We start from the raw sequence: 12,998 nt of genomic DNA on the forward strand, positions 1-12,998 counted from the left end.
CGGAACTGAAACCGAAAGCCGAAGCCAGAAAAGTCCAGACCGAGATTGCGAAAGCGATCAGCCAAGCAAATGATGAGGACTGAACCGCCAATCAATAGCGCAAGAAACGACAAAGTATCCACAGCGAAAGTTCCTTAAAGTAGAGGTTGTGTTAGCCGTTCAAGGCTTCAAGAGAAGCCAGGAACTTTGAGACACGGTCCTTCACCTTGGGAACGTAGTCCTTTGTAGTTTTCAACACTTCGGCATAGAGTTTGTCGAAGTGGTCAAGCATCTCAAGCCGCACGTCGAGCGGACAGTCTTCAATAGCTCGTTCGTAGGACTCGTTTTGACAATCTATTTCAACGGTAACTTCGCAAATGCGCCATTGGCCGCCGAGCCTGACGTAGCCAAGATATATTGACTCTTCCGGTGATTCTTCGTTGTGTCCGAAATCGTGGACTAACACCCGTACTTCCTTGGGCACATGCGACAATGACAAGAGTTGTTCGGCCTTCACCCACGCCTCTGCAATTTCCTTGTAGCATTCAAGCAATTCATTCCCAGCAGCGGCGAGGACTTTGCCACGGGACAGCCTAACCATTGGCGGCCTTACGATTTGGCGCACAGGTGGTGGAACTGACGGGTTTACTGTGGCAGCTGGTCGCCGTGGGACTGGCGGCGGCTTGGGCGCAGATGGGCGCGATTCTTCAGGCTCAGGCATAAAGCCTCCTGGGGGTTCTGACCGGTTTCACGGGTCACGTTATTTTTCTTCGCCACAAGCCGTTAGGCTGTGTTTGATTGCGAAGGGCGGCGGCGTTATGCCGACGCTGCCAGGCTTCTATCGCGCCTTGCAGTAGAGTCAAGCGACCTACGAATCAAGCGTTTACAATCACCGCATTGCAGTCTCCTGCCCTGACTTGCGAGTATCGCGAATGTACGACTTCACCTCCCTATCTCCGACCGAATTTCAAGACTTGTCATGCGACCTTCTTTCCAAGCAGGAAGGAGTCAATTTTCACACTTATTCACAAGGGCGAGACAAGGGAATCGACTTTCGCCACACAACCCGAAAACTAACCGACTGGATCGGCCAGTGTAAGCATTGGCGCAGAAGCGACTTCAGCACTCTTTATTCAAAACTAAAAAGTAGCGAACTCCCCAAGGTTCAAAAGCTGAAACCGGAAAGGTACTTCCTGACGACAAGTGTTTCGCTTACACCCCAAAACATCGACAGCCTTTTTGAGTTATTCTCACCGCACTGCCAGTCAAAGAATGATATTTACGGCTGCGAGCAACTCAACGACCTACTGCGACTCTTTCCTGAAGTCAACAAGCAGCATTACAAGCTGTGGCTGACAAGCGCAGAACTGATTGCGCATTTAGTAAGCAATGAGTCGTTCAACTACAAAATGCTCACAGAAGCACAGATTAAACGGCACCTGGAGCTATGCGTCTATACAGAAGACTTCCGCAAAGCTCTTCAAAAACTTGAAGCAAGTCGCGTTTGTATTCTCACAGGAACGCCTGGCGTAGGTAAGACCACCCTCGCACACATGCTCGCAGCACGGTACATGCAAGAAGGATGGGAGCTGGTGGTTGGGAGTCAGAATGTATCGGAGCTTTTGAAGTCGCTTGACCGGTCGCCAGACAAGCGGCAAATCCTCCTCTACGACGACTTCCTCGGCACAACCACACTTGGCGACAAGCTTGCCGCGAAGGAAGATGCGCCACTTATTAGCCTGATGCGGCACGTTTCCGCAGACAGTAGCAAGCGATTTATCCTGACCACCCGCGAATACATATTGGCAACTGCGCGGCAAACCCATGAGCGCCTTGCTAGTGAAGACTTATCTATTTACAAGTTCGTGCTGCAATGCAGCGGATACTCGCCCCTTGAGAAAGCTAAGATTCTTGCAAATCACTTATTCTTCAATGGCGTTCCATCTACTCATATTGATGCTGTTATAGACTCGAAAACGTATTGGAATGTTATCAATCACCGCAATTACACGCCACGTATCATTCAGATCGTGACACTGCCGGAACGCATCGCCAAGGTGACTGCTGCGGACTATTCCGATCATATTTTGAAGCTGCTGGATAATCCAGTTGATATATGGCAGCATCCGTTCGAGAATCAGCTGTCAGAAGCTGCGAAGCATGTAGTCTTGTGCCTCGCGACCTGTGGAACAATGTGTGATATTCAAGAATTGCGGAGTGTTTTTGAAGCGACGTACCTGGCTGCTGCCACCAAGTACAATTTTTCTACGAAGCCGGGAGACTTTGAGAAAGCACTTGACGAGCTAGAAGGGAACTTTACGAACGTGCATGGTGTTGGAAACTTACGGAGTGTGGCATTTCACAATCCATCTGTGCTGGACTTCGTAGGGGGATTTCTTCGGTCACAGACTGCTTACTCTATTGGCATCTGCGAGAATGTGCAGTTTTTTGAACAGGTGAATCGGCTTGCCCTATCGCTGTCTACCGGTGCATGGGGATCGGTGGCCAACTATCACAATCTCAACGCTGCAATTCCTCTTGCGGAGGCGTTCATACGCGCGTTTCACAAAATCCCCATGAAGAATATCAGATTTATTCAAAACGCGGGCCAAGTGATCGGAGTACAGGAAGGAACTCCGAAGATTGACTATATCGAGCGGCTGCACTTCGGCGCTCAATTGGCTGGTGGCCCCCAAAAATCGAAGATGCTGCCCGCACTGCTCGCGTTCTCTGGCGAAGTGATCCCTGGGAAGCTGCGCGAGGGATACACTTCCGCTGAGGCTTGTCTTGATCTGCTTTCAATAATGACACCCGCGCGATGGTTCGGCCACCAGGACGCCACTTCGTTCGACGCAATAGTGATTGATTTTGCACTAGACAACACGGGCTCTGTGGGGGAATGCGTCGAGTTGCAGAGTTGGTTGCTGTCACATGGAGATGCGCTGACGGAAAAGTCCAAAGATGAACTGCTGGAACGCGTCTACGATCTTGCGTGCGAGTGTGTGTCAGATCAAGCGAGTGAGGCGACCACACCGGCAGATGTGGAGGGGCTTATGGGAGAAATGGAGGAAATCTGGGACGGTGCGGGCATTTCGGAGGACGGTAGATACTCGTTGCGCAGTAGTCTCTACGAACGGATTGACGAGATAAAAGATCGCGACAGACAGCGGCACGACGCTGAGGATGGCTATTGGGGCCATTCAGGCGGCGGAGGTGGAGCTACCGGGATTGATGGGATTTTCGACTCACTGCGAGACTAGGCTTCTCCCGCGGCGATGTTGCGCGTGGTTGGTGCCAGTCGGCCCACGGACCGAAGTAATGCAGTCGCCCCCCGGAATCTTCTTGCGCCATTGGCCGCAAGGATGGGCGGTTAAGGGGAATTCCAGATAAGGTTTGTCCGGTCGAATCTTCGACATTTCCACAACTCCGAAAGACAGTCCAAAGATAGGTCTCTGTCGCTGCGGTTGTGGGATCGGTTGTACAAGCCTTTTTGAGCGTTTTCGGAATCGTCGTAAGTCGTTACGCTGTAAGTGGTCAGGGCCGGAGTTGAACCGGCGACACATGGATTTTCAGTCCATTGCTCTACCAACTGAGCTACCTGACCGACCGGATGTCGATTTGTGGTCGGCATCGATCGCCGCGGGTTGTCCTCGCGGGAATCATATAGGTTAGCAGCCGCAGGGGGAATTTCCAGGGGGTGGAACGGCGGTTTTGGGGTTGGCGGCGGCAGTTAAGCTGTTGTGCGGACGGGGTTTGACGGTTTTTTCGGTTGGGATGGCGGGCGGATTGTTTTTGCCGGGGTAGCTCGCCAGTGATCGCTCCACTGGGGCAAGCCCAGGTGGTCGCGAGATTGTGCCGGCTGGCGATGCAACAATCAGCGCCCGCGTGAATGGTTGCATAGTGCAGTAGCCATTCACGCCACCGACGCTGTTGTGGCGAACCAAGGGAGGGCGAGGCTCCTGCCGAGCCGCCGAGGTGGAATTGCGAAGGCCGCCAGCGACTGCTTTCGACCGGCGCGGCTCGGCGGGAGCCTCGCCCTCCCGGTGGGGCGTTATGACGCATGACGCATCTTCGCCGGACCAGAGTTGTCTGCGCTGGCGTGTCTTTGTTGCGCTGGATGGGCGGTCGGCGAACTGGTGGGTCGACGCCACGGGGTGATATGGCTATTGTGATATCACCCGAATTGGTGGCAATAAAGTGTGATATTCGAGATCTGATATTGCACTCGATTTTAGCCGTTAAGTATTTTGTGGTAATGACTTGCGGAGCAAATTGAGTTTTGCATCACCTGTTATATTCTGGGGGTATGAAAGAGGGGGTGAGGTTCACGCCAGGATGGGTTTCACGATCTTGCCGTGGACGTCGGTGAGGCGGAAGTGGCGGCCTTGGAATTTGAAGGTCAGGCGTTCGTGGTCGATGCCGAGGAGGTGGAGGAGGGTGGCTTGGAAGTCGTGGACGTGGACGGGGTCTTTGGCGACATTCATGGCCAAGTCGTCCGACTCGCCGAAGGTGATGCCGGGCTTCACGCCGCCGCCGGCCATCCAGACGGTGAATGCGTAGGGGTGGTGGTCGCGGCCCCATTTCACTCGGTCGTTGAGGTTGCCTTGGATGAACGGCGTGCGGCCGAACTCGCCGCCCCAGATGACCAGCGTGTCGTCGAGCAGACCGCGGGCTTTCAGATCTTTGACGAGGGCCGCCGACGGCTGATCGGTGTCGCGGCATTGGTTGTAAAGCTCGGTGGTGATGCTGTTGTGCTGATCCCAGCCGGCGTGCATCAGCTGCACATAACCCACGCCGCGCTCGATCAGGCGGCGGGCCATCAGGCAGTTGTAAGCAAACGTGCCGGGCTCCTTCACCTGCGGGCCGTAGGACTCGAGCGTGGCCGCGGTCTCGTCCGAAAAATCGGTCAGCTCCGGCACGCTGCTCTGCATGCGATAAGCCATTTCGTACTGCGCGATGCGGGTCGCGATTTCGGGATCGGCGAATTCTTGCAGGCGCAGATCGTTGAGCTGTGCGAGTGCATCGAGTTGGGTGCGGCGGACCTCGCGCGACAGGCCGGCAGGGTTCGAAAGATAAAGAACCGGTTCGCCGCTCGCGCGGAATTTCACGCCTTGAAATTTGGAAGGGAGAAAGCCGCTGCCCCAATAGAAGTCGTAGAAGATCTGGCCGCAGCTGGTGCCTTTGCTGATCGACGTCATCACGACGAAGCCCGGCAAGTTGTCGGTTTCACTGCCGAGTCCATAGCTGAGCCACGCACCGAGCGACGGTCGGCCGGGCAGCTCGCCGCCGCTGAGAAAGAAGCAGATCGCCGGCGCATGATTGACGGCTTCGGTGTGCATGCTCTTGATGAAGCAGAGCTCGTCAACAATGCCCGCCGTGTGCGGCATGAACTTGCTGACCCACGCGCCGCTGTTGCCATGCTGGGCGAACGGCTCGACCGGCGCGAGGAGCAGTTTGCCCTGCGGATTGCCGGTCATCGTGCTAAAGCGTTTGCCCTTGGTGTATTCCTCGGGAACGGGTTTGCCGTGGAGTTCCTTCAGCTTTGGTTTGTAGTCGAACAGGTCGGCGTGCGTCGGGGCGCCGTTTTGGAAGAGATAGATGACGCGTTTGGCTTTGGGGGCGAAGTGCGGAAGATCGGGGAGACCGCCGAGGCGTTTGGTTGCGGGTTGGCCTCCGGCGGACTCCCTCGCTAACGCTACGGGCTTCCTTTCCTGCGCGAAGCCGTCGCGCGCGAGGAGCGAGGCGAGCGCAGCCGTGCCCAGACCGCAGGCCGAGCGGCCGAAGAACTCGCGGCGGTTGACGTTTAGGTGAGACTGAAGGAGAGGATTCATATAGTTTGCCGAGTAGCTGAATTCGCCAGAATTCAGAGGGTAGCGACGATCTGCGGGGCTCTGAATTCTGGCGAATTCAGCTACTTTTCATTCTTTTGTGAGGGCTTCATCGAGGTTCAGCAGCAAATTGCAAATGGCGGTCAGCGCTGCGTGATCGGCGAGGTTCAGTTTCTCATCACGCTTCGAAGCACCGATGGCGAGCAGTTTTTTAGCGGCTTCTTCATCGGCGTATTTGCTTTGCAGTTGTGCGAGAGCGGCGAGAACGATTTTCAGTTCTTGTGCGCTCGGTTCGCGAGAAAGGAGTTGACGATAGGCGAGTTGCAATCGCTTTTCGGGCGACTCTTCGCTCTTCATCAGTTTCTCCGCCCAGGCCCGCGCGGCTTCGACGTAGGTCACGTCATTGAGGGTGGTGAGCGAATGCAGCGGCGTGTTGGTGCGGTTCGATTTGACGGAACAAGTTTGCCGATTGGCGACGTCGAAGAAGACGGTCGGACCGACGATGCGTCGCCAGAATTGGTAGAGGCTGCGGCGATAGAGAGCTTCGCCGGTGTCGGGCGTGTAGCGGATGCCGCCGAAGCTCGCTTCTTCCCACACACCGGTCGGCTGATAGCCCTTCACCGGCGGACCGCCCGCTTTATCGACGAGCAATCCGCTGACCGCGAGGGCTTGATCGCGGATCATCCACGACGGCCAGCGTTGGCGTGGCGCGCGAGCCAGCAAACGGTTGGCAGGATCGCGCTCGTTGAGAGCGGGCGTCGACTTCGACGATTGCTGATAAGCGGCCGAGGTGACGATGAGGCGATGGATGTGCTTGACGTTCCAGCGATTGGGCTCGTTTGTGTGCGCGACGGTCGGTTGCGAAACGGTCGGTTCACGGAATTCGCAGGCCAGCCAATCGAGCAACTCGGGATGCGGCGGCCGTTCGCTTTGTACGCCGAAATCTTCGGTAGTTTTTACGAGGCCGGTGCCGAAGAACGATTGCCAGTAGCGGTTGACGACGACTCGCGAAGTGAGCGGATGCTCGGGCGAAACAAGCCAGCGGGCGAGTGCGAGACGGTTGGCCGGCGCGTCGGCGGGAAGGGGAGGCAGGATCGCTGGCGTGCCGTGGCTGACCTTGGCTTCCGGTTTGTCGTAGGCGCCGCGGGTGAGAATGAAGGTCTCGCGCGGTTGCGCTCGTTCGCGCATGACCATCGTGCGCGGCAGGCCTTTTTCGAACTTGTCGCGGGCATTGCGGGCTTCGTCCGATTGCGTCTGCACGATGAGCCAGGGGGAATGACTGGCGCGGAAATGGTCGCTGAGGAGTTTCTTCTGTTCGGCATTGCGCTGGTCGCGAGAAACTTTCATTGCGGCGAGCACTGCTTCCGGAGTCGTTTTCAGCAGTTGAATCGGCGAATCGGTGGCGAGAATTCGAAAATGGCCGAGCGTGTGTTGCCGGCCGAATTGGAACGAGAGCTTGATGGTGATCGGCTGATCTTTGGCGAATTTCGTCGGCAATTTCAGCGGCAGCGTGAGCGTGTGAATCTTGCCAAAGGCGGGCATTACGGCCCAGCCGGTGGTGGGATTGGCATCGATCACGCCGCGGGCGGGCCAGCCGTCTTGAGCGAAGTCGGCCGTCGCGGAATCGAACAGCAATGGCTTTTTGGCTTGGGCGAGCGTGACTTCGGAGAGAACGAAGTTGCCGTTGTCGGCTCGGCCGGGGCCGTTGTTGATCAGCGATTCGTGCGGCAGGGCTTCGAGCTTGAGGGCTGTGACTGTCAGGTCTTCTGTGGGGCGAAATTCGATTTCGTAGCTGCTTTTATCGGCGTTCGTGCCTTCCGCGAGTATGCTGCCGTCGTCAAGCTTCTTCAGTGTCACGCCGTCGGTGGCGTTAAGCTCCTTGATTGCGAATGCTTGCCACTTTGGCTCGGCGGGGCCGTCGCCACTGGTGAGATTCTGCTCCCATTCTTTCTGCAGTTCGGGCAGTTTCTTTTCAAACTCATCGCGGGCGGTCTTGGATTCTTTTTCGGCGGCACGCAGCTTGTCGAGTTCGGTCTGTTGCTCGGGAGAGGCAAAGCTGAGGATCGGATTGGCGAGGCCGCCGGCATCGTTGCCGCCGCTTTCTTCGATCGAGTTGAAGTAGGCCGACAGCTGGTAATACTCACGCTGCTTGAGCGGGTCGAACTTGTGATCGTGGCAGCGGCAGCAGTTGAAGGTGAGGCCCATCCAGACCGCGCCGGTCGTTTCGACGCGGTCCTGTACGTAGTCGACGCGCGACTCCTCGGCGATGCGGCCACCTTCGCCGTTGATCATGTGGTTGCGATGAAAGCCGCTGGCGATCAGTTGCTGCTGAGTCGCATTCGGCAGCAGATCGCCCGCGAGTTGCTCGATGGTGAACTGGTCGAACGGCTGATTGCGATTGAGGGCTTCGGTCACCTGATCGCGCCAGTACCACATCGCCCGGGTGGGATCGCCTTGATAGCCATTCGTGTCGGCATAGCGGGCCGCATCGAGCCAGTCCCAAACCATTCGCTCGCCGTATTGCCGCGAGGTAAGAAGGCGGTCGACGACTTTTTCGTACGCTTGCGGAGAATCATCTTTCAGAAACGCATCGACTTCGGCGAGCGACGGCGGCAGGCCGGTGAGGTCGAGTGTCACGCGGCGGATGAGCGTTTCTTTCGGCGCGATCGGCGACGGCTGGAGTTGTTCGCGCTCGAGCCGAGCTAACAGGAATGAGTCGATCGGATTCTTCGGCCAGGCTTTGTTTTTGACTTCCGGCAGGGCGGGGCGCTGCGGTGTTTCATACGCCCAGTGCTTGCCCCATTTGGCGCCAGCGTCGATCCAACGTTTGACGAGTTCAATTTGCGCTGCCGTCAGTTTGCGATTCGACTTTGGTGGCGGCATTACTTCGTCGTGATCGCTGCTGATGAGCCGCTGATAGAGTTTGCTATCGGCGCTTTTGCCGGGAATGATCACGGCGTCTTCCGTTCGCAGCGCGCCCGCTTCGGTATCGAGTTGCAGATCGGCTTCGCGGGCTTTGGGATCGGGGCCGTGACAATGAAAGCAATTGTCGGAGAGGATCGGCAGGATATCGCGGCTGAAGTTGGGAGCGTCGGCGGAAGCAGAAATGCTGTTGCCGACAACGACCATGGCGACCAAAATTCGCGTCCAGCGAGACATGTTAGCTCAGCGGTAGGAAGAGGTGAGCAGGAAGGCAGCTCTTACCTTACTCGCTGGACCCCAGCGTTCTCAACCCAAATGGTTCGGTCTTTGGGCCAAGGCGCTGGCCAGCCGTTCTTGCCATTGTTGAGCGTTGCCGAGGATTTGAGGGTATTCCAGCTGAAAATTCTGCCAGTCAACTTCCCATGTCAGGGGCCAATCGGCGATGGTGCGTCGTCCATAGGGCTGGATCATGATTTGCAGTCGCTCTCGCATGTCGTCGGGCAGTGCATAAGCTTCAGCGAGCAGCACTGCGTCGTACAGGTCCTTTCCCTGGGCGTAGGCGTCTTCTTCGAGCCACATCAGTTTCCACGCCAGCGACTGCGCGGGACTGGCGGCATAGAGCTGAACGGTTTGCTGGTTATGCAACCGAACTTGCGTTGTCACTGGCGGCGTCCACAGTGCTTCGCCAAAGACAAAATCGAGTTGCACGTTGCCGGCTGGCAAGTCAGGCGCCAGCCAGTTGATCGTGAGGCGTTTTCCGGGGGCGCGCGAATAGATCCAAATGTCATCCTCGGCAAATCGGCCCCAGGTAATTTGCGTGCCGGGTATCGAATTTGTTTCTTCGATCAATTGCCGGATTGACGCGAGCAGTTCTCGGCCTCGACTATCGTCAGGTGCGATCGATTCGGGCTGCACCACCCAATCCATGTCGCCGGGCTCGCGGGCAGAATCGCCAAGATAAGTGCGCAGCAAGCTGCTGCCGCGCAAGACGAGGTTCGAGCCGACGGAGGAATTCGCGACCAGCTGCAGCCAATGATCGGTGGCCGCACGCCGGGCTGCATACCAACCGGTGCGCATCGCAGGATCGCGAAATTGCGGCTCGCCTTTGCGAAACCCGCAGGGATGATGCTGCAAGGCGGGCTCAAAAACATCGGGGCGTTTGACGCGCTCGTCATCCCAAAGCAATTGATAGCCATGGGGATACTTTGAGTATGGTTCCGCCATATTTATTCCTTTGAGAGCCAACCGGCGTCGAGCGCCAGATTGCTATCGTAGACCACATACTCTTCTTCCGCTTCCAATAGTTCGTACTCAGCACGCTGCAAGTCTTGCAGTAGTTGCTGCCACGCGGCGCGTGCTTCGATTTGGCCCATCGTTGAGCAGCGCTGCGTGATAAACCGTTCTTCCAAGCCATCGTCGCGACGTCGGCGCGCATTGCGCGAGAGATGCGCTCCATGCGGCTGCGTAAATTCTTTCAATGACCGTAAATCTGTTCCCTCGGCCAGCAACAGCTTGAGGTGAAATTCGAAGTAGCGGTCGGCCGGTTCGCGGATTGCTGCCGCGCAAGTCTGCGGGATGCCCTGCGCGGTTGGCTCGGCTTCGATCTTGACGCGAACGACAGATAAACCAGCTTCGGCGAGCGTCGATGTCTCGATTCGAACGTTCGACATCACTTGGGGGAGAGAACCCCGCGCTCTGGCCGTGAGCATCGGTTGCGAGCGATTTGCGCCGCGCTCGAGCTCGATCCACAGCCATTTCATTCCCATTCGCTCGGCGGTCGCTTGCAGTGCGCTTGGCTCGGTAACCGCCGCCAGCGTGAAGTGAATTTCGAAGCTACCAACAATCTCAGTCATGAGGTTTGAGTTACGTCGATGCACCAGCTTGAAAGCCGATGCGAAGTTTTTCCTTCGTCTTGTCATCGGCAGGGGCCATCATTTGTTGCAGTACTTGGGTGATCGCGCGGATTTGTTCGTCGTGCAGATCGACGGTCTTGGCCAGTTGCTGCAGCTGTTCGACGAACTCACCCGGAGCGGCGAGGAGCCGGCGCAGCCGCACGAAGGCGCGGACGATTTCAATATTTACCTGCACAGCGCGTGGCGAACGCAAGACGCTGCTGAGCATGGCGACGCCATGCTCGGTAAAGACCCAAGGGAGGGTGCGCCGACCACCGCGTGGGTTTTTATTCGACTCTAGTCCCGCGGCTTTAACTTCTTTTGCTGAAGCAGCTTCTGGTTTTGAAATCACAATTTGTGATTTCAAATCTCTAAGTTCTTGCGAAGTAAGAGTATGCGCAAAATCAGCTGGAAAACGATCGATATTTCGCTGTACGGCTTGGTTCAACGCAGAAACGGTGACGCCGTACAATTTCGCCAGATCGACATCGAGCATAACTCGTTGCCCACGCATTATATAAATCAACCGACTGACACGTTCGACGTCGACTTTCGCGACCGCTGATTTGCGTTTTGCCATCGTGATTGACTCTCGGATCTAAAACTTGAGGTCGCAAATTGCGATTCCAAGTTTGCAAGATGTTTATTCTTAATAACTTATGTTCACCGCCATGGTCGCACTTGCGTTGGATCCACCGTATCGGGCAGCGATGTGTGAGCAGCCGTAGACGATGGTGGCGGTGGCGGGGCCATGGCGGGATCGATGAACCACAGCATTCGGCCGAGCAGTCGGAAGTAAAGAAATAGCGGAGTGACGACGAGGACGGCTGCGAGCGGCGCGACGATCACCGTGCCATAGGCTAAGAGGGACATGCCGCCGGCGCCGACCACGCTGAGGAGTAATGTCTCGAAGGCGAAGGTTATCCAGCCGCTCCCCGAATGGCGAAAGCTTTGCCAGAAGGTTTGCGATTGCAGCGGCCCTTGCAGCGATTTTTCGAGCAGCATCGGCAACCAAGTGATCGGCAGGAGGAACAGCAGCGAAACGAGCACCACGATCCAACCCCAGGCTGTTTCGCCGCCCAGCACCAGGAAATACATCAGGCCGGGCAACACGGCAGCGGCGGCGGCGACGGCGAGGAACTTTGGATTGCCGGGGGGCAACAGGTTGGGTGGATTGCCGACAAGGGGCCAATCTTCGATGGCGTCGCGGCCGCGAGCGGTATCGCCGACGATGGCCATCGCGTGTGCGCCGAGAACGGCCAGCCAAGGAAGGCCGAGGATTGCGGCGAAGAACATGCCTGCCGAACCGCTCGATACTTCGATGGCAGCAATCGGAATCGCCGCGAGCGCAGTGAGCGCCAACCACCGCGGCAGTGTGCTGGGATAGAGCATGTATTCGAGAATGCCCACAAGAAACGGACTTCGCTCGAAGGGGGGCCGGCCATTGTCAGCAGGTTCGCTCCACAATTCGTCGCCATAGGTTTCGGCGTGCGTGCGCACGGGCGGAGGCGCTGGCGGTGGAGGTTTGTTGCCGGGTTTATTCGCAGTGCTTTGGGGCGAGAATTGCGACGGCTGCGGGATGGCAGAACCGGGAACTGGCGAAGCTGGTCGACCAGCGGCCGGCTGCGCACCGGGATGAGCGGCCTGCGTGGGTGTGACCGTCAACGGCTTCATCGGCAGATCGCCCTCATCATCCTCGGGCGGCTTGGGTCGTTCGATCGGCTCGAACTTCGGCCGCTCGAAAGTTGGACTCAGGGCAAAGTCTTCGGCATCGTCCATTGATGGCCCGTCGGAGGGCTTTTGCCAATCCTGCTGTTTCGGCGGCCGCACTTCGTTGGGCGAATGACAATCGTGGCAATTGATCATGCCGCCGATCTGTTCTTCGCGGGCGTAGAGCAAGGATCCGCAGAGAAAGCAATGGAAGCGAAATTCAGTCGGCTTCGGCGGAGGCTGTTTTTTCTCGGGCTCCTTTTTTGATGCTTTTTCAGCGGGCCGTTCACTGGGTGAAATCGCCGCGGGTTTGGGTGCTGCCACCGGCTCGGTGGGATCAACAATCATCGGCCGCGCGAGTTCCTCGTCGGTGGGGACCGTATCGAGCAACGGCTTGAGCACGGCTGGCGCAACCGGCGTTGGAGGCGCAACTGGCACGTGAGGAGTAGCGGGCTTCGGTGCTGCGACAGGAGTCGCAGCAGGAACGCCCGGAGCAGCTGCAGGAACAGCAGCTTCAGTCGATCCCCCAATCGTAAACGGCTGATTGCATTTGGGGCACAAACACTTCGAACCCGCCGGCTGCGCAGGGCGCTTGATCGACTGGCGGCAATTCGGGCATTCCATCCGATCGGCGGAACTCAAGCGAAAGACCTTCGGCGACGAGGGG

General features: G+C 57.3%; 8 protein-coding genes and 1 tRNA gene. 1 reads left to right on the top strand and 8 read right to left on the bottom strand.

From position 1 onward, the window contains the following. Positions 1-151: 151 nt before the first annotated feature. Positions 152-700, bottom strand: coding sequence for a hypothetical protein (locus tag M9Q49_RS32690; protein WP_254513511.1), 549 nt, complete (start codon positions 698-700; stop codon positions 152-154). Positions 701-911: 211 nt separating this feature from the next. Here M9Q49_RS32690 and M9Q49_RS32695 point away from each other — a divergent pair, with 211 nt between their 5' ends. Further along, complete coding sequence (locus tag M9Q49_RS32695) at positions 912-3,239, top strand: nSTAND3 domain-containing NTPase (RefSeq protein WP_254513512.1); 2,328 nt, start codon at positions 912-914, stop codon at positions 3,237-3,239. Positions 3,240-3,510: 271 nt separating this feature from the next. Here M9Q49_RS32695 and M9Q49_RS32700 read toward each other — a convergent pair. The 7 genes from M9Q49_RS32700 to M9Q49_RS32730 all read right to left on the bottom strand — a co-directional run bounded on the left by M9Q49_RS32700 (position 3,511) and on the right by M9Q49_RS32730 (position 12,769). Then, positions 3,511-3,583: transfer RNA gene (locus tag M9Q49_RS32700), tRNA-Phe, on the bottom strand. A 721-nt stretch (positions 3,584-4,304) separates the two neighbouring features. Continuing rightward, positions 4,305-5,810, bottom strand: coding sequence for a DUF1501 domain-containing protein (locus tag M9Q49_RS32705; RefSeq protein ID WP_254513513.1), 1,506 nt, complete (start codon positions 5,808-5,810; stop codon positions 4,305-4,307). Between the two features lie 87 nt (positions 5,811-5,897). Then, complete coding sequence (locus tag M9Q49_RS32710; protein WP_254513514.1) at positions 5,898-8,966, bottom strand: PSD1 and planctomycete cytochrome C domain-containing protein; 3,069 nt, start codon at positions 8,964-8,966, stop codon at positions 5,898-5,900. A gap of 69 nt (positions 8,967-9,035) precedes the next feature. Beyond that, positions 9,036-9,953, bottom strand: coding sequence for a nucleotidyl transferase AbiEii/AbiGii toxin family protein (locus M9Q49_RS32715; RefSeq protein ID WP_254513515.1), 918 nt, complete (start codon positions 9,951-9,953; stop codon positions 9,036-9,038). Positions 9,954-9,955: 2 nt separating this feature from the next. Next, complete coding sequence (locus M9Q49_RS32720; RefSeq protein ID WP_254513516.1) at positions 9,956-10,582, bottom strand: hypothetical protein; 627 nt, start codon at positions 10,580-10,582, stop codon at positions 9,956-9,958. A gap of 10 nt (positions 10,583-10,592) precedes the next feature. Next, positions 10,593-11,201 (bottom strand): ORF6N domain-containing protein, encoded by a 609-nt coding sequence (locus tag M9Q49_RS32725; protein WP_254513517.1) that lies wholly within the window; start codon positions 11,199-11,201, stop codon positions 10,593-10,595. An 83-nt stretch (positions 11,202-11,284) separates the two neighbouring features. After that, positions 11,285-12,769: a hypothetical protein gene (locus M9Q49_RS32730; RefSeq protein ID WP_254513518.1), complete on the bottom strand. Its 1,485-nt coding sequence runs from the start codon at positions 12,767-12,769 to the stop codon at positions 11,285-11,287. Between the last annotated feature and the right edge of the window lie 229 nt (positions 12,770-12,998).

The organism is Anatilimnocola floriformis, assembly GCF_024256385.1.
GTDB classification, from domain to species: Bacteria; Planctomycetota; Planctomycetia; order Pirellulales; family Pirellulaceae; genus Anatilimnocola; species Anatilimnocola floriformis.